Source organism: Acetobacter oryzoeni, assembly GCF_004014775.2.
Classification (GTDB): Bacteria; Pseudomonadota; Alphaproteobacteria; order Acetobacterales; family Acetobacteraceae; genus Acetobacter; species Acetobacter oryzoeni.
This window is the reverse complement of sequence record NZ_CP042808.1, coordinates 1,903,226-1,920,315: the sequence shown is the minus strand read 5'-3', so window position 1 is coordinate 1,920,315 and position 17,090 is coordinate 1,903,226. Positions and strand designations below refer to the sequence as shown.

Genomic DNA, 17,090 nt, shown 5'->3' with positions numbered 1-17,090 from the left:
TCACTGCTCTGTCATGCCCGCATGCCGGGCGCAAACCTCATCCGCCATTTCCTGAAAGCGCAGGCCACGTGCCTCAAACCCAGAAAACTGATCAAAGCTGGCGCAGGCGGGTGAAAGCAGCACAACAGGCGTATGCGTACGGTGTGCTTCCGTATAAGCCGCAGGCACGGCGTTTTCTAGTGTTTCTGCCATTGTAAAAGGCACGTTGTGTTCTTTTAGTGTTTGGGCAAGCAGCGGTGCATCCCGCCCAATCAGGAATGTATGTGCAATATGCGGGAAATAGGGCGCAAGAGAGGCAATGCCGCCTTCTTTTGCCGTGCCGCCTGCAATCCACACCAGTTTTTCATAACATCCCAAAGCGCGAGATGCTGCATCTGCATTTGTGGCTTTGCTGTCATCTACAAAATCCACCCCGTTGCAGGAGGCTACAAGCTTTTGCCGATGCGGCAGACCGGGAAAGGAGGCCACAGCCTGTGCAATGGTTGCATCTGGCACAGCCAGAAAACGCGCGATAGCAATAGCGGCGGCAGCATTTTCCGCATTGTGGGTGCCGGGAAGGCTAGGTCCGGTTTGCGCTATGCGTGTGCTGTGGTGCCATATGGCACCATCTTTGCCGTAGTAAGAACAGGCAGGGTTGGTGCCGGAAATGGTTTCACATTTGGCAGGGCCGTGTTCCAGTTCTGCGGCAATGGCGCGGCACCACTTATCATCCACGCCAATAACGGCCAGATCCGTGTCTGTTTGGCCGGTGAACACACGTTTTTTAGCTTGGGCGTAGCCATCCATCCCTGCATGACGGTCCAGATGATCTGGTGTCAGGTTCAGCAAACATGCGGCATCAAAGCATAGGGTATCCAGCCGTTCCAGCATGTAGGATGACATTTCCAGCACATATACGCCGTTATCTGGCAGCAAAGGCAGCGCCAGAGCGGCTGGCCCAAGGTTGCCACCAGCAGCTACGGGCAGTTTGGCTTCTGCCAGAATATGGGCCAGCAAAGTGGTGGTGGTGGATTTGCCGTTGGTGCCTGTAATACCAACAAAACGGGCCTTGCTGCCAGATTGACGCACAGCCCGATAAAGCACTTCCGCATCGGAAAGAATGGGAATGCCCGCAGCCTTGGCCATAAGGGCAATAGGGTGCGGCTTGGGTAAAACGTGCGGAATACCGGGTGAAAGAATAAGCGCTTCAAACCCATTCAGGCTTTCAAATGGCTTGCACGTAATACGTGTGGCAACATCAGGGGCAAGGGTGGAAAGTGCATCTGCCAGCCCTTTGCGTCCGGCCTCACTATCATCCCATACCTGTACGGTGGCACCTGTGCTCGCCAGCATAAGCACGGCTGGCAGGCCATTTTTGCCAAGGCCGAAAACAGCAAAGCGCTGCCCGGAAAACAGGGAGGGTGAAAAGCCGTTCATCTTAGTTTCAGCGTGGCCAGACCACACAGCCCCAGAACAATGGAAACAATCCAGAACCGGATGACAATCTTGGGTTCTGCCCACCCTTTTTTCTCAAAATGGTGGTGGAACGGGGCCATAAGGAACACACGCCGGCCAGTGCGTTTATACCAGAACACCTGAATAACCACAGAAAGTGTTTCTGCTACAAACAGGCCGCCTACAATGCACAGCACCAGTTCATGCTTGATGGCAACGGCCAGAGAACCCAGCGCCCCACCAAGGGAGAGAGAGCCCGTATCCCCCATAAATACCGAGGCCGGAGGGGCGTTAAACCACAAAAACCCAAGGCCAGCGCCAACAAGGGCAGCGCAAAATACGGCAAGTTCCCCTGTGCCGGGCACGGCGTGGATTTGCAGGTAATCAGCAAAAACGTGGTTGCCAACCAGGTAGGAAAGAATGGCAAACACCAAAGAGGCCACAATAACAGGCCCGATAGCCAGTCCATCTAGCCCATCTGTAAAGTTAACCGCATTGCCAAAGCCGGTAATCACGATCATGGCAAATACGGGGTACAGAATACCCAGTGGCAACAGAAGGTCTTTTACAAACGGAAAAGCCAGATGGTTTGCCAGTTCTGGCGGCATGAGAGATTGCAGCCACCACCCGCACAGAAGTGAAATACCAAACTCGCCACCAAGTCTGGCACGTTTGGAAAGGCCATCCGTGTTGCGGCGTGCCAGTTTGCGGTAATCATCTGCAAACCCAATGGCGCCAAACCCCAGAGTGGTGAGCATAACAGCCCACACAAAGCCGTTTTCCAGATCTCCCCAGATCAGCATGGAGATCACCAGAGAAATCAAGATCAACACACCGCCCATTGTTGGTGTGCCGGTTTTTTCCAGAATATGGCGTTCGGGGCCAACGGCGCGAATAGGCTGGCCTTCCCGCTGGATACGGCGCAGCGTTCTAATAAGCGGGCGGCCCAGAAGCAGGCTGATGCCCAAGGCTGTCATACACGCACAGCCCGCGCGAAACGTGATGTAACGCAGCAGGTTCAGGATTGTGATGTGTCCATCATGCGCGGCGTGAGAAATCAGCATATACAGCATTAGGCACACTCCACTGCCGGAAGTGCGTTGAGTGCAGCAATAACGTCCCGCATGCGGCTTCCTAAACTACCCTTCACTAATACGGCATCCCCCTTGCGCAAAGCCGCGCAGACATGAGGAGCAAGTAAGGCAGCACTTTCTGCCCATGCGCCCTGTTTGGAGGGCGGAAGGGCATCAAAAAGGGTTTTCATGTAGGATCCGCAGCAAAAAACGAGGTCAGCAGCACTGGCAGCAGGAGCAGCAAGTGCCTGATGTTCGGAAATGGAAAATTCACCCAACTCACGCATATCGCCCAGAACGGCGATACGGCGTGTGGCGGGGATATGGCGCAGAACATCCAATGCAGCCCGGATGGAAGCCGCCGAGGCATTATAGCTTTCATCCAGCAGTGTAATGGCCCCACCGGCAATTTGGATAAGGGCACCACGGCCCTTACCGGGACGGAAATCTGCTAGTGCATCTGCTGCATTGGCAACATCTGCGCCAAGCGCAGCACAGGTTGCCAATGCAGCAACGGCATTGCGTGCCAAATGCGTGCCGGGTGCTGGAAGATGAACGTTGAATGTTTTGCCTTGAATGGAAACATCAAAGCGCGAGCCGTCAGCACCAGTATGCAAATGGGCCAGATGTGCCGTGCTATGAGGGTTCACACCACAAGGCCACAAAACAGCCTGCGCTTTTTCTGCCGCCGCAGTAAAAAACTGTGTGCCGTGCGCATCGTCCGGCACAATGGCAATGCCGCCTTTGGGCAGAGCTGTAATGATGGAAGCTTTTTCTTTTGCAATAGCGTCCAAGCTGCCCATATGGCCCAAATGTGCTGAACCAATAGTGGTAATAACGGCCACATCAGGCTGCACCATTTTGGCAAGCGGAAGAATTTCCCCCGGATGGTTCATGCCAATTTCACTGATACAGAAAGCAGCTTCTCGCGGTAGGCGTGCAAGCGTGAGTGGCACACCCCAATGGTTGTTGTAGGAGGCCTCTGCCGCATGTGTCAGGCCAGAAGGTGCCAAGCAAAGGCGCAGCATTTCCTTGGTGGTGGTTTTACCCACACTGCCGGTTACGGCAACAACCTTACCCTTAAAACGTGCCCGTGCGGCCTGCGCCAGCTTTTGAAGGCCCTGCATGGTATCTGCTACCAGCAGAATACGCGGGTCTGAGAACCCTTCGGCGGAATGCGCCAAAACGGCCGCAGCACCTTTTTCAAGCGCTGTGGCAATATGTGCGTGCCCATCACTGTTATCGCCTTTTAGGGCAATAAACAGGTCTCCGGGGGCAAGGGTGCGCGTATCAATGGAAATACCGGTAACAGAAACAGAGGTATGCCCTAAAAACGTTCCACCCGTTGCGGTTTCCAGTTCTTCCCGCGTCCACAATAGGCTCATGGATGGCCCGCCAGTGTGCGCAACACGGCGGCATCATCAAACGGTAAAATGGTATTGCCTATAATCTGTCCCTGTTCATGGCCTTTGCCGGCCACAACCAGCACATCGTCTGCTTTAAGCATGGAAAGAGCTTCTGCTATTGCTTGTTTTCTATCTGCAATTTCCAGCGCCCGCGGGGCACCGGCTTTTATTTCTGCACGAATAGATGCGGGATTTTCTGTGCGTGGGTTGTCATCCGTAATAATGGCAATATCTGCACCTTTAATGGCTTCCTGACCCATAAGAGGGCGCTTGCCACTATCACGATCACCTCCGGCACCCAGAACAACAACCAACTTGCCGCGTGCGTGGGGGCGCAAAGATGCCAGAAGCCGTGCCAGCGCATCTGGAGTATGGGCGTAGTCTACATACGCGCAGGCTCCATTGGGCAGAACGGTTGCACGTTCCAGCCGCCCCCGAACCCCTTTAAGCTGCGGCAAAAGGGGCAGAATATGTGCAATCTCGGCATCATCCTGCGCAGCAAGAGCTACAGCCAGCAATACGTTATCTGCCTGAAAGCGCCCCGGAATAGGGAGAAGAACCGTGCTGGTATGGCCATTGTGCTCAATGGTCAGTTCCTGTCCGGCAGGAAGGGCATTGTGTGCCACAAGGCGTAATGTTGTGCCTTGTTCACCAACCAGTCTCAGCCGCAGGTTCCGGCGGGCTGCAATAGTACGGATAGCTTGGAGCGTTTGTGCATCCATATCGGCATTGGCAGCGGCAATGGCATGTTCTGGCAGAAGGGTATCAAACAGCTTCAGTTTGGCTGTGCGATAGGCTTCTATGGTCAGATGATAATCCAGATGGTCCCGCGTCAGATTGGTAAAGCCGGCCGCAGCAAGCCGGAGGCCATCTAACCGTCCCTGTTCCAACCCGTGGGATGAGGCTTCCAGCGCAACATGGTTAAACCCGGCTTGGGTAAGTGCTGCCAGCCCATTGGCAAGGGCAACTGGGTCTGGCGTTGTAAGCGCGGGAAATGAAATGGAAGTATTTTCCGCCCCGGTCAGGCCAAGCGTGCCAATGGCAGCGGCTTTAAAACCCTGTAGCGCCCAGATTTGGCGAATAAAATCTGCAGTGCTGGTTTTGCCATTTGTGCCGGTAATGGCCACCAGATGATGTGGCTGAGGCCCTGCCAGAGCAGCGGCCATAAGTGCCAGTGCATGGCGCGGGTTGGGTGCCAGGATAAGCGGGCAGGCGGGTACATCTGTTGGCCACTGTGTATCTGCAGGTGCCAAAATTGCTGCCGCACCATTTTGCACGGCTGTGGCAATAAAGGTTCGGCCATCGGTTTTAACGCCCGGCAAAGCGGCAAAAATTGTGCCCGGCTTTACCTGTCGGCTATCCGCTGTAATGGCAGAAATCTCAGGATTTTCAGGTAGGGCTGGAAGCCCTGCAGTCGCAAGAAGGGTGGAGAGGGAAAGGCTCATTCGTCCATAACCTCCGCAGCCGCTTTTTTGCGTTCAGCCATGGCGCGTTTAAGTGCTTCTTTTTCAGCCTTATGTTCAGCTTCGGCTTTGCGTGGGTCTCCCGGATCATTCCCCGGACCAAGTGGCCTTACGCCACGTGGCACCGCAGGATGCATGGGCAGAGCCATTTGCGCATCAATCTGCTCAGCATGCTCTGTATCGGGAAAAATCTGGAGCATGGGCCCAATGCGTGAAACAATTTTGGAAACAGTAGGTGCAGCGTTCCAGCCTGCTGTTGTCCAGCCATGGGTTTGCGGAGTAGGTTTGGGGCTATCCAGCATGACATACACGGCATAATGCGGTGCATTCATGGGGAAGATCCCTGTAAACGCCGAAATGTTCACGTGCTTCAGGTAGCCACCATGTGGGCCAATCTTTTCTGCCGTGCCGGTTTTACCACCCACAAAATACCCCGGAGATTCTGCAGTACGCCCTGTGCCGTGGGTAACATCCAACCGCAGAAGGCGGCGTAGAAGGCTGGATACTTTTTCAGAAAGAATGCGTGGGCCAGCAGGCGTGACAGGAGCATCCACCGCGCTACTTGGGGTGTCATCTTCCACGCTTTGCTCCAGCGCGGCGTTCTGGATGCCGCTGGCAAATTGCGGGCTTATGCCCGGCGCGCTGGTTGTAGCATTGGCTGGGTCTTCCTTGTCCAGCAAGGTAGGCGTTACCAGAATGCCACCATTAACCGTGGCCGCAGTGCCACGCACAATGGCCAATGGAGGTTCAGCCACACCATGCCCGAACCCGACTGTCATGACCGTGGCAATGCCCCACTGATGCGGCACCAAGGGGCGTGCAGCTTCTGGCAGTTCAACCGGGACGGGGGAGAAAAACCCCATCGAACGCAGCCATTCGGACTGCTTTTTGCCGCCAACATCCAACGCAATATGTGCCGCTGCCGGGTTGGAAGAATAAGCCATCACTTCGGGCAGTGTCAGCCACGGAGAAAAATGGTCACTCTTCATATCGCGGATGGTAAAGCGCCCGATATGCAATGGTACGGATGAAAACCGGTCCCAAATATGGATAGTGCCCGTTTCCAGCCCCATGGCTGTTGTTTGTAGCTTAAAGGTGGAACCGGGCTCATACAAACCGGTTACGGCGCGGTTAAAGCGTTCATCATTGGTGGCATGGGCAAAATTATTGGCATCAAAGTCAGGCAGGCTGACCATGGCAATAATTTCACCTGTGCGCACATCCATCACAATGCCGCAGGCCCCAATGGCCTGAAAGGTCTGCATGGCATTTGCCACTTCTTCACGCACAGCAGACTGAACACGAATATCCAAAGACAGATGAAGGGGGCGACGATCAGAAAGCAGGCGCTTATCGAAGTATTTTTCAATCCCGGCCACGCCGTGATCATCAATATCAACAGTACCCATAATCTGGGCGGCCATGCGGCCTAGCGGATAATGCCGTCTTTCGCCCGGTTCAAAATAAATACCCGGAATGCCAAGATTATTGATGGCCAGTTCCTGCTGGGGCGAAATGTTGCGTGCAATGTAAACAAACTGTTTGGGGCGGGAAAGGCGATCAGCGGTTTCCTGCTCATCCAGATCCTTCAGGATGGATTTGAGTTTGTGTGCAACATCCTTGGGGTCAATCAACTCTTGCGGGTTGGCATACACCTGCGCAACAGGCAGGGAGAGCGCCAAGGTCTGCCCATTGCGATCTACGATAGAAGCGCGATGCACCTGCGGTAGCGAGAAATCCCCAGCAAGGCTGCCCCTGGGGTCAATTTTAGGAATTTCAGGAACCTGCGGTGCAATCTGCCGCTTTTCCGGCGCCATAGGGTGAATAACTGTTGCGATACTCAGCTTGATAGCGACAACAGCAAAAATCAGGCAAAAACCGCCAGCAACACCCAAAAGCCTTACATGCATTTGGTCCCGATGTGCGCGGGCGCGCAGATCGTCCCCCGTAACACCTACTGTGCGCGTTGGGTCGGGGTCATTGGGGGAGACAGACATGTCAGGTCAGAAAGGCCTTTAACCACAAAAAATCAGTTGGCAACCGGAACCGGAGCCGGCAGCGCATCACCACCACGGCTCAGCAGAGAGCCGCTGCTATAGCTGGAAGTAGCGCGTGCTTCCATATAGCTGGAAGGTGCAGAAGATGCACGATGAGGGCGCGTGGCGTGCCAACTGGCTGCCGCAACCGGAAGTGGGTGCCGAATTGGCGTTGCATCATCGTCCGAAGCCTGCGCTACGTGCCGAATAGCCGGAGATGCTGCCCGCGTAAGGCTATGGCGAACCGGAGCTACAGGCGCATCATCATCCGCATTGGCGGAAGCAACAACCTGTGGGCGTGGGGTTTCAACTGCCATATGGTGTACAGGGCGGGCAGGTGTAGCGGGGTCGGCAACCTGCGCAACACGTACCGGTGCAGCTACAGGTTCCGGCACAGCATGTGGGTGATCATGATGTGTGACTGGTGCATGCAAAACAGATGCTGCATCGGCCACAGATGTTGCGCGTGGGTGCAGGGTGGGTTCCGTTGCAACATGCGGCACATCCGCCACAACAGTAGGAGCAGCCACAGGGCGCGCCGAATGAATGACTGCTGGTGGGATGACGTGCGCAGGGCGCGCATCGGCCACAACAGCCGGAGCCGGTGTATGCGCAGGGGGTGCCATAACCGGTGGTGGCGTAATGTTGGTTGATTTATCAGCAACCAATGCCGGGGCTTGGGGCAGAGCATCTTTTGCAACGGCAGGAAGGTGGCTTTCCAAATCAGCCATACGCACAAACTGCGTTGGATTCATGGTCTGCAAACCAGATTCATGCCGTGCCACAAGTTGGGCAAGGCGTTCAGGCTGGTTTTCCAAAGCCCATTCCGTGCGCAGAATGGATGTTTGTGTGCGAACGTGCTCCGTTTCCTTCACGATCTGAGAAATCTGCTGATCGAGAAGGGTGGTCTGATGCTTCTTTGTATAAAGGAAAAAGCCAGATGCAATCGCCAGAACCGCACAGCAGCATGTAAATGGACGGGGGATCATGGACTTAGCCCTTTTTTACGGAAGCAGGGGTTGATGCACGTTTCATGACAGCGCGCAGCCGTGCACTTCTGGCGCGAGGATTATGGCTACATTCAGTATCGCTGGGCCGCCGGGCTTTGTGCGTAAGGGCTACAAAGTCCGTCTGCGGCGCTGGTGTTCCGGCGGCACGGGGGTCATAGCGCGAAAAGCTTTTATCCTTGCCCGTGGCATGTTGGACCATACGCTTGGCGATACGATCTTCCAGTGAATGGAAGGAAACAACAACCAGCCGCCCACCCGGCGCCAGCATATCCAGCGCCTGTTCAAGCCCGCGTTCAATTTCGCCCAGTTCATCATTCACGGCGATACGCAGCCCCTGAAAGGCGCGTGTAGCGGAATCTATGCCGGAGCGATCTTTGGGGATCACAGACCGCACGAGCTCAGCCAGTTGCGTTGTGGTCTGGAAAGGCGCTGCCGAACGGGCATTCACAACGGCGCGCGCAAGGCGGCGCGCGTGGCGTTCTTCCCCATAGAAATGGAAAATATCTGCCAGCTCTGCTTCCGGTGCCTTATTGACGATATCTGCTGCTGAGGGGCCGGATTTTTCCATGCGCATATCCAGCGGGCCTTCCATACGGAAGGAAAAGCCACGGTCGGCTTCATCCAACTGGAAGGAGGACACACCCAGATCCAGCACAATACCATCAAAGGTGCAGATACCTGCAGCACTTGCAAGCGCCTGCATATTGCCAAAGCTACCTTGCAGTAAGTGAAGGCGAGATCCGCCATCTGCTGTGGGAAATGCGCGGCTTAATACCTGCCCACGCGCAATGGCGTCCGGGTCACGGTCAATGCCCCATACGTTGCAATCAGCACTTTTTAGAATAGCGGAGCTGTAGCCGCCACCGCCAAACGTGCAATCCAGAATACGCTCACCATCTGCGGGATGAAGATATTCCAGAACCTCTGCCAACATAACCGGAATGTGGCCCTGAGCCGTTTCAGGGTGCGTGAAGGAAGAAAGAGCGTTCATGCATTACGCCCTTTTGGCTCTGCACCATTTGCAGCCGGAATGCTCACACGGCGTGAACGCTGGCGTGCTTCTGCCCGGCGCTGCTGCGCGGCCTGAGGCTCCCAGATCTGAAAGATACGGCCAACACCCATAAAGGCAGCCGTTGGGCTTTCTGCCAGCCCGGCATGTTCACGTAAAAAATCAGGTAAAATAATGCGGCCTTCACGGTCGGGATCTATGGGGTAGGCATCGGCATACAGAGCGGCAGCCAGATCATCATGCTCATCAGAAAACATGTCCAGCCGATCAAGCGGTTCGGTCAGGCGTGCAAAAGCAACGGCAGGCCATGCCTCAACACATGGCAGGGTATGGGAGGGGCGGAGAATCATCAGCGCGTCACCTTCCGTCTGCTGCGTTTTGAGCACTGAACGGAACCCGGCAGGAATCGAAATGCGCCCCTTGGCGTCGAATCGATTTTCATGCGTGCCGAGAAATACGCCCACGTACGTCAGAAGCCTTTGCAGAAACAGCCTTTCCGTTCGCAATTCAGCGGGGAACAGAACCGCCTTCACCACACTTGTGGTCTGGTATGGGATAGCATGGGATGTTATGGGACGCAAATTAAAATGACAGAAAAAACAGCAGAAAACCGCCATTATTTAAGTATTCATGCAGAAAAGATTTCTGGCACGAATGTATTGATTTTGTGGCGGCAAACAAAAGATTGCCGTTTTCTGTTCTTTTTATGTTCTGTTTTTGGTGTGAAAACACAGTGGATTAGTCAGAAAGAGAGTGTCAGGTGGTCTGTAAGCCGGGTTCTGTCCACCTCTGTAAAGAGGCTGGACGGTCATTCGTCTAGGGCATGTTTTGCAACATGCCTCTCGCAACCAACCCGAACGGCAGGGCGGAAGAACCCCCGAAACCACAAGGGTTTCTGCCGTTCCTATTCGGTTTTGCTCCCGGTGGGGTTTACCGTGCCTCCTCTGTTACCAGCGGAGCGGTGCGCTCTTACCGCACCGTTTCACCCTTACCTTCAGCCTGTCCCATAAAATCCCATAAGGATTTTACAAAGTCAGACCCGGAAGGCGGTCTGTTTTCTGTGGCACTTTCCCTAAGGTTACCCTCGCCGGCCGTTAGCCGGCACCGTTCTTCCGTGGAGCCCGGACTTTCCTCTCTCCCACCCGTTAAAGAGCAGGACAGCGACCGCCCAACCACCTGACGGAGCGCACCCTGCGTCGGGCTTGCGTTCAGGTCAAGCCGCAACTGATGTTATGAAGGCATGACGATGCAGAAAATTGCCGCTAATCAGGTCGCTATGTCTGATTTTTCTGATGTGCCTCAAAACTCTATGCCCGCACGGCCTAATCTTCCATCCCGGCTTTTGCTGCGCTGTATCAGATGGCAAGAGCAGCTCACGCGCAAGCGTGCGGAAAAAGATGCGCCTGAAGCAGACGGGCCCCATAACGCAGCCCAGGAAATCTCTGCGTTTCTTGTGCGGTTGCGTAAAGCGATGGATACGCCCTCCTTTCCACTTCGCCTTTCATCTGTGCCGATAAGACGGGTCGTTACTTTATCCATTCCCGGTGCTGCGGGGCCTATGCGGGCACGGCTTTTTATTCCCTATGGGCGGGTAAGGGGCGCTTTATTGTATTTGCATGGGGGCGGGTTTGTGCACTGCGGGCTTAATTCCCATTACGGGATATGCTGCCGCTTGGCGCGAGCCTCTGGTGCGGCGGTGTTATTGCCCGATTATCGCTTGGCTCCAGAACATCCTTTCCCTGCGGCTATTGATGACAGTCAGGCTGCCCTGCAATGGCTGGCTGGTGCGTCTGCCCGGTATTGGGGCGGTAAGGTTGCTGTGGCGGGGGATAGTGCTGGCGGAAATTTAGCCGCTGTTCTGGCGCAGGATGGGCGCGCCGGGCTGGGGCCCCAACCTGTTATGCAGGTGCTGTATTATCCATCGCTCTATGGAGAGAAGCTTTTTCCATCGCATCGAACGTATGAAAAGGGCTATTTCCTCTCTCGTCGCTCAATGGAATGGTATGGAGATCAGTATATTCAAAAGCCTGAACACTGGAAGCATCCACGCTTTGTGCCGGGCTTAAACCCGGATCTGCAAGGTTTGCCACCAGCCGTTATTATTACAGCGGAATGTGACCCGATGCGTGATGAAGGTGCAGCCTATGCGCAGGCGTTGGAAAAGGCTGGGGTTAAGGTGATATATCGCTGTTACCCCGGTGCCCTGCATGCATTCCTGAACTTTTACGCCTTTATGCCGCATGGCAAGGCGGCTTTGCGGTTGGGTGGCAAGGCATTGAAGAAAGCCTTTGCCGGGTAAAACCGGCCAGGCCCATTACGGAATGGGATGAAACACGCCCGGTGAGCCCTGATCTGAATATACAAGCCGGTTCAGCCTATCCACGCGCAAAGTGAACAGTTTGGGCAAATCATCTTTCGGGCCGGGGCAGGTGCCGGAATGCTTTTCCATAACATCAATGCGTGATGCGGTGGGGGCATCGTTTCCGTTTACCACAAACAGCAGGCAATCCGGCCGATCATGCGTCATGCCGTTATGGGTGACCTTCAGGCGCAGGTGGCGCACCAAGGCCGTATCATCAAACCAGCTTGCGGGTTTGAAGGTATAGGAATCCACCAGCCGATCGAGCGTGCCGGTTTTGGCCAGCAGGATCATCATAAGGGAAAGAGGCAGAACAATTGCCAGCCGCCGCAGGATATGTTGGCGCAGAGTGCGTTTTGCAAATGGCCCACGGCCAGTCATTTTGGGTGAGGGTGTGTTCATGTCAGCATATCTTCGTGCCAAAGGGCACCATCACGCGCCAGAAGCGCACGGGTGGTTGCAGGGCCCCAACTGCCTGCAGGGTAGGGTTCCAGCGGGGTAAGCGCATAGCGCCATGAATCCAGAATAGGCTCGACCCATTTCCATGATGCCTCAACTTCATCTCGCCGGATGAAAAGGGCAGGGTCTCCGCGCACAGCGTCTAGCAGCAAGCGTTCGTAGGAATCCTGATACTGCACGGCAAATTCGTTTTCGTAAGACATGTGCAGTGTGGCGTTGCGCACTCTGAATCCGCCAGCACCGGGGTCTCGCGCTGCCAGAACAAGTGAGAGTTCTTCATGCGGGGCAATGCGGATGACCAACCGGCCGGGAGAAGGCATATTGGTAAAAATAGGCCAGACCTGCGGGCGGAACTGGATAACAATTTCTGTGGTTTTGGTGGCTAACCGTTTGCCTGTGCGCAGGTAAAAAGGTGTGTTGCCCCAGCGCGCCGTACGAATTTTTGTGCGAATGGCCACAAATGTTTCGGTATCACTCGGGCGGCCCGTTTTCAGGTCTTCTACATAACCGGGAACATCTTCCCCTTTTACGCGGCCTGCGGTGTATTGCCCACGGATAACGTTTTTACGCACCATATCCGGTGTCATGGGGCGTAGGGCGTTGAGCACTTTCAGTTTTTCGTTCCGTAAATCATCAGCACGGAGAGAGGCTGGTGCATCCATGGCCACCATGCATAGCACCTGTAAAAGGTGGTTCTGCACCATATCGCGTAATGCGCCAGATTTATCATAATAGGAGCCGCGATCACCCACGCCTACTGTTTCTGCGGCGGTAATCTGCACATGAGCAATCGCTTCGGAAGACCACAACTGTTCCAGCGCGGGGTTGGCAAAGCGTAAGGCCAGAATGTTCTGCACGCCTTCCTTACCCAGATAGTGGTCAATCCGGTAGATGGCATCTTCAGAGAAGTAACGTCCTACACCTTCATTGATCTCATTGGCAGATTGCAGGTCTGTGCCAATGGGTTTTTCCAGCACCACCCGCGTGTGCTGCGTGATCAGGTTATGCTGGGAAACTCCAGCACAAATGGCGGAATACAGCGCGGGTGCCGTGGCAAAATAGAAAACCCTTGTGCGCTCTGCATCGGGGAGGGTGGCGCTGAGTTCCTGCCAGTGAGGGCCTTCTTCCGTGGCATCAAGATATACATAGGTCAGAAGGCCCAGAAACTGGTTGAGTGTTTCTGTGTCTTTGGCAATGTCAGGGGCAAATTCGTGCAGGGTGGCGCTGCACAGGTTCCGAAACTGCTCGGTATTTAACTCAGACCGTGCTGTGCAGATAATTCGTGCTTCCTGATCAAATTCGCGGGCATGAAAGCGGCGCAAAAAAGCAGGCAGCAGTTTTCGGCGTGTCAGATCACCTGTCGCGCCAAAGATGACAAAGTCAAAAGGTTCCGTGCGGTTCACAAGAGCCATGATGCAGGGGTCTCGCTGGTCAGCCGGAGGGGGATGCCCGCCGTAAAAAAGTCGTGGTTTGCGGGCAAAAGGCCCGGAACAGGAACAGGGTGCAGTGCTTATGGAAGGCCGCCCGCGTGTTTGCAAGGGGTTCTGATGTGCTGCATCATTGACCACATACACGTGGCGCGATAAGCCCGCGCTTCACTATCTGGCAATGTTAGCAGGTTCTGCCTGCGCAGTGTTGGGTGTTTGTATATAAATGAGGAGGCCGAAGCATGGATGGCGAACGCATTTCCGGGGATGAAGATGCAGCTGTTGGCGGTATTGCCGCAGATCGGCTGAGAAGCATTATTGAGCGTGTTGAACGCCTGGAAGAAGAGCGCAAGGCTCTGGCCGGAGATATCAAGGATATCTTTACAGAAGCAAAGTCTGCCGGGTTTGATGTAAAGGTTATCCGCCAGATTATCCGCCTGCGGAAGCAGGAACCGGCAGAAGTGGAAGAGCAGGAAACACTGCTGGATATCTACCGCCGCGCATTGGGTATGTAAAAGGCTAGTCGGGTCTATTTCCCATGATGTCTCTGTCTTTTCCTGATTGGATGCCTGTCTGGGGCCAGCTTCTGGTTCTGGCTTTTGGTGTGTTGTTCGCGCTTGCTTTCATGATGATGCCTTTTGCCGTGTTTGGGGTAAAAGGGCGCTTGGGTGAGATTTCTCTCCAGTTGGAGGAAATTCAGGCCGAACTGCGTGCGCAGGCCGTGCGGGGTGCTCCTGCGTATCAGGAGCCTACCTTGTCTGGCATGGCAGAGCGAAGCAGCAGCACATCATCCGGCGTGGTGGTGGAAGAGGTGCGTCCGCCGGAGGTTGAAAAACCTCCTGCGGCACCTCGCGCTGTGCCCGTTTTTCCTGAACTGCGAACCCCTAAGGTTTCTGATGCGTATGAAGCGCGAGAGGAAGCCCCGCCAACACCGCATCTTGCGCCAGACCCGGCAAAGCCGGTAGTGCGCCGCATGCCGTGGCACGAACCAGAAGCGCCACGCGCAGAAACTGGCGCAGAAATACTCCGCCGGCAGCGTGCGCCAGATGCCAATCAGCCACCATATCGGCCTGATTTTTCTCATGAGGCTCCGCAGCCGCATCCATCTGTGCGGATACCGCGTATTGATGAGCATACAGGCCGTGCAGAACCTGTGCTGAACTGGCCCAGAAAAAATCCGGCAAACGATTAAGTTTTAGATCATGACGAGGTCATCACGATGGATGATCTCGTCCCGTCCATGCCACCCCAGAATATCCGTAAGCTCGGTGGAGCGGTGGCCCGCAATACGCCGGGCATCATCTGCATCATAGGCGGCAAGCCCATGTGCCAGCACGATGCCATCTGTATTGATAATTTCTACCAGATCACCCTGAGAGAAATCTCCCTTCACCCCAAGCACACCTGCGGGCAAAAGGGATTTACCTTGCTGCAATGCGGTTACGGCACCATCATCCACCATAATTTCACCCGCTGGTGTTAGGCTGCCTGCAATCCATTGTTTGCGGGCTGTATGGGCACAATCTTGCGGCAGAAACCATGAGCAGCGCCCACCTTCCAGCAAAGAGCGGAGCGGATGGGGCGTTTTGCCCAAGGCAATAGCCATGGCACAGCCTGAGCGCGTAGCAATGCCCGCAGCCAACAGCTTGGTGCGCATACCCCCAGAAGAATAACCCGGGGGTGGTTCACCCCCCATAGCTTCAATTTCTGGGGTAAGGGTTTCAATCACGGGCAGATGCTGTGCATCCGGGTTTGTGCGTGGGTCCGCTGTATAAAGGCCATCAATATCAGACAGCAGCACAAGCTGATCCGAATCCGTCATTTGCGCAACGCGGGCTGCCAGTCTGTCATTATCGCCAAAACGGATTTCGGCTGTGGCAACGGTATCATTCTCGTTAATAACGGGAACGCATCCCATTTCCAGCAGAGTATTCAGCGTTGCGCGTGCATTCAGGTAACGTTTGCGGTCTTCTGTATCTTCGGGGGTAAGTAGAAGCTGGGCAGCAATAAGGCCGTGGGCAGAAAGAGCATGGCTCCATGCCTGTGCCAGACTGATCTGCCCTACGGCAGCAGCAGCCTGTTTTTCTGCCAAACGGAGCGCGCCACCTGCCAGCCCCAATGTGTGCCGGGCAAGTGCAATAGCGCCAGAAGAAACAACAGTAACAGCCGTGCCCTGTTTGCGCAGATACGCAATATCCGCCGCCACACTGGCCAGCCATTCCTGACGCGGAGCCTGTTTTTCTGGGTCCACCACCAGCGCGCTACCTATTTTAACAACAAGCCGTTTGGCATTGGTAAGGGAGGGGCTGGTGTATCCGGTCATGGATCAGTTCCGTAAAAGGAAAGGGGCTTGAGGGACCTGCGGGCAGTTCAGTGTTCAGGCGGGGTTTTTATCCGCATTCTTGCGGTTTTCGGTAACCTGATTCTGGAGCATGCGCAGAAGCTCTGGCACGCCCTGATGGGTTGCTGCAGAAATTAATACCACGGGGGCACCGCTGGCTTTTTCCAGCGCCGCCCGGCGGGATGATGCTTCCCGCGGGGTCATGGCATCCATTTTATTGAGTGCGATGATTTCTGGCTTTTCTGCCAGCCCGCCATCATATGCGGCAAGTTCATGCCGAATGGTGCGCCATGCATCTACAACGCTGCCTGCGGCACCATCAATCAGGTGCAGCAATACGGCGCAGCGTTCAACATGGCCCAGAAAGCGGTCTCCAAGCCCGGTGCCTTCATGCGCGCCTTCAATAAGGCCGGGAATATCCGCCACAACAAATTCTTCCGTCATGGAAAGGCGCACCACGCCAAGCTGAGGATGCAGTGTTGTAAAGGGATAATCCGCAATTTTGGGTTTTGCAGCGGAAACAACAGAAAGGAATGTGGATTTACCAGCATTGGGCAAGCCCACAAGGCCGACATCTGCAATCAGCTTGAGGCGCAGCCAAACCCAGCGCTCTTCACCCGGCCAGCCTTTATCAGACCGACGGGGAGCGCGGTTGGTGCTGCTTTTGAAATGCGCATTGCCGTAACCGCCATCGCCACCACGGCAAAGGGTGATGCGTTTACCGGCTTCGTCTAAATCCGCCAGCAGGGTTACGCGGTCATCATCCATAATCTGGGTGCCAATGGGCACCTTGATGATAACAGGGGATGCCGCAGCTCCTGTGCGGTCAGACCCGGCACCGTTGCCGCCTTTGCGCGCACGGAAATGCTGCGTATAGCGAAAATCAATAAGGGTGTTCAGGTTGGGTACGGCTTCAAAAATAATATCGCCGCCACGCCCACCATTCCCGCCATCGGGGCCGCCGAATTCAATATACTTTTCCCGCCGGAAGGCTGTCACGCCATCTCCGCCATCTCCTGAGCGGACGTAGATTTTTGCCTGATCCAGAAACTTCATGACATACCTTACTCAAG

General features: G+C 55.1%; 15 protein-coding genes and 1 other RNA gene. 3 read left to right on the top strand and 13 right to left on the bottom strand.

What is annotated here, in order from left to right:
• The 9 genes from murD to rnpB all read right to left on the bottom strand — a co-directional run bounded on the left by murD (nucleotide 1) and on the right by rnpB (nucleotide 10,611).
• The gene (gene murD, locus EOV40_RS08825; RefSeq protein WP_128105690.1) at nucleotides 1–1,416 is read right to left on the bottom strand and encodes a UDP-N-acetylmuramoyl-L-alanine--D-glutamate ligase; all 1,416 of its coding nucleotides are present in this window, start codon (nucleotides 1,414–1,416) and stop codon (nucleotides 1–3) included.
• On the bottom strand, nucleotides 1,413–2,507 hold the full coding sequence (mraY, locus tag EOV40_RS08820) for a phospho-N-acetylmuramoyl-pentapeptide-transferase (RefSeq protein WP_050818294.1): 1,095 nt from the start codon (nucleotides 2,505–2,507) through the stop codon (nucleotides 1,413–1,415). The genes murD and mraY overlap by 4 nt, the downstream gene beginning before the upstream one ends.
• Entirely contained in the window at nucleotides 2,507–3,892 is a 1,386-nt protein-coding gene (locus tag EOV40_RS08815; protein ID WP_128105689.1) for a UDP-N-acetylmuramoyl-tripeptide--D-alanyl-D-alanine ligase, read from the bottom strand. The genes mraY and EOV40_RS08815 overlap by 1 nt, the downstream gene beginning before the upstream one ends.
• A complete protein-coding gene (locus EOV40_RS08810; RefSeq protein WP_128105688.1) occupies nucleotides 3,889–5,358 on the bottom strand; it encodes a UDP-N-acetylmuramoyl-L-alanyl-D-glutamate--2,6-diaminopimelate ligase in 1,470 nt (489 codons plus the stop codon). Before EOV40_RS08810 ends, EOV40_RS08815 begins: the two co-directional genes overlap by 4 nt.
• Nucleotides 5,355–7,373, bottom strand: coding sequence for a peptidoglycan D,D-transpeptidase FtsI family protein (locus EOV40_RS08805; RefSeq protein ID WP_050818291.1), 2,019 nt, complete (start codon nucleotides 7,371–7,373; stop codon nucleotides 5,355–5,357). The genes EOV40_RS08810 and EOV40_RS08805 overlap by 4 nt, the downstream gene beginning before the upstream one ends.
• A gap of 32 nt (nucleotides 7,374–7,405) precedes the next feature.
• A complete protein-coding gene (ftsL, locus tag EOV40_RS08800) occupies nucleotides 7,406–8,401 on the bottom strand; it encodes a cell division protein FtsL (RefSeq protein WP_128105687.1) in 996 nt (331 codons plus the stop codon).
• A 4-nt stretch (nucleotides 8,402–8,405) separates the two neighbouring features.
• Nucleotides 8,406–9,413, bottom strand: a complete 1,008-nt coding sequence (gene rsmH / locus EOV40_RS08795) for a 16S rRNA (cytosine(1402)-N(4))-methyltransferase RsmH (protein WP_128105686.1) — start codon at nucleotides 9,411–9,413, stop codon at nucleotides 8,406–8,408.
• Nucleotides 9,410–9,895, bottom strand: coding sequence for a division/cell wall cluster transcriptional repressor MraZ (gene mraZ / locus EOV40_RS08790; RefSeq protein ID WP_128105685.1), 486 nt, complete (start codon nucleotides 9,893–9,895; stop codon nucleotides 9,410–9,412). Before mraZ ends, rsmH begins: the two co-directional genes overlap by 4 nt.
• Nucleotides 9,896–10,183: 288 nt before the next feature.
• Nucleotides 10,184–10,611: RNase P RNA component class A (gene rnpB, locus EOV40_RS08785), an RNA gene on the bottom strand.
• A gap of 60 nt (nucleotides 10,612–10,671) precedes the next feature.
• Here rnpB and EOV40_RS08780 point away from each other — a divergent pair.
• Complete coding sequence (locus tag EOV40_RS08780; protein WP_128105684.1) at nucleotides 10,672–11,730, top strand: alpha/beta hydrolase; 1,059 nt, start codon at nucleotides 10,672–10,674, stop codon at nucleotides 11,728–11,730.
• 15 nt (nucleotides 11,731–11,745) lie between these two features.
• Here the strand turns inward: EOV40_RS08780 and EOV40_RS08775 are convergent, their stop codons facing one another.
• Nucleotides 11,746–12,192 (bottom strand): hypothetical protein, encoded by a 447-nt coding sequence (locus tag EOV40_RS08775; protein WP_050818287.1) that lies wholly within the window; start codon nucleotides 12,190–12,192, stop codon nucleotides 11,746–11,748.
• The gene (gene zwf / locus EOV40_RS08770) at nucleotides 12,189–13,823 is read right to left on the bottom strand and encodes a glucose-6-phosphate dehydrogenase (protein ID WP_128105683.1); all 1,635 of its coding nucleotides are present in this window, start codon (nucleotides 13,821–13,823) and stop codon (nucleotides 12,189–12,191) included. The genes EOV40_RS08775 and zwf overlap by 4 nt, the downstream gene beginning before the upstream one ends.
• A gap of 95 nt (nucleotides 13,824–13,918) precedes the next feature.
• Between zwf and EOV40_RS08765 the strand changes: the two genes are divergently transcribed.
• Both EOV40_RS08765 and EOV40_RS08760 read left to right on the top strand, forming a co-directional pair.
• Entirely contained in the window at nucleotides 13,919–14,191 is a 273-nt protein-coding gene (locus tag EOV40_RS08765; protein ID WP_003623048.1) for a DUF2312 domain-containing protein, read from the top strand.
• Nucleotides 14,192–14,214: 23 nt separating this feature from the next.
• Complete coding sequence (locus EOV40_RS08760) at nucleotides 14,215–14,868, top strand: hypothetical protein (protein WP_128105682.1); 654 nt, start codon at nucleotides 14,215–14,217, stop codon at nucleotides 14,866–14,868.
• Nucleotides 14,869–14,871: 3 nt separating this feature from the next.
• Here EOV40_RS08760 and proB read toward each other — a convergent pair whose 3' ends face one another.
• Together proB and obgE are read right to left on the bottom strand one after the other, a co-directional pair.
• Nucleotides 14,872–15,999, bottom strand: a complete 1,128-nt coding sequence (gene proB / locus EOV40_RS08755) for a glutamate 5-kinase (RefSeq protein WP_050818285.1) — start codon at nucleotides 15,997–15,999, stop codon at nucleotides 14,872–14,874.
• A gap of 54 nt (nucleotides 16,000–16,053) precedes the next feature.
• Nucleotides 16,054–17,073: a GTPase ObgE gene (gene obgE / locus EOV40_RS08750; protein WP_050818284.1), complete on the bottom strand. Its 1,020-nt coding sequence runs from the start codon at nucleotides 17,071–17,073 to the stop codon at nucleotides 16,054–16,056.
• Nucleotides 17,074–17,090: the final 17 nt, after the last annotated feature.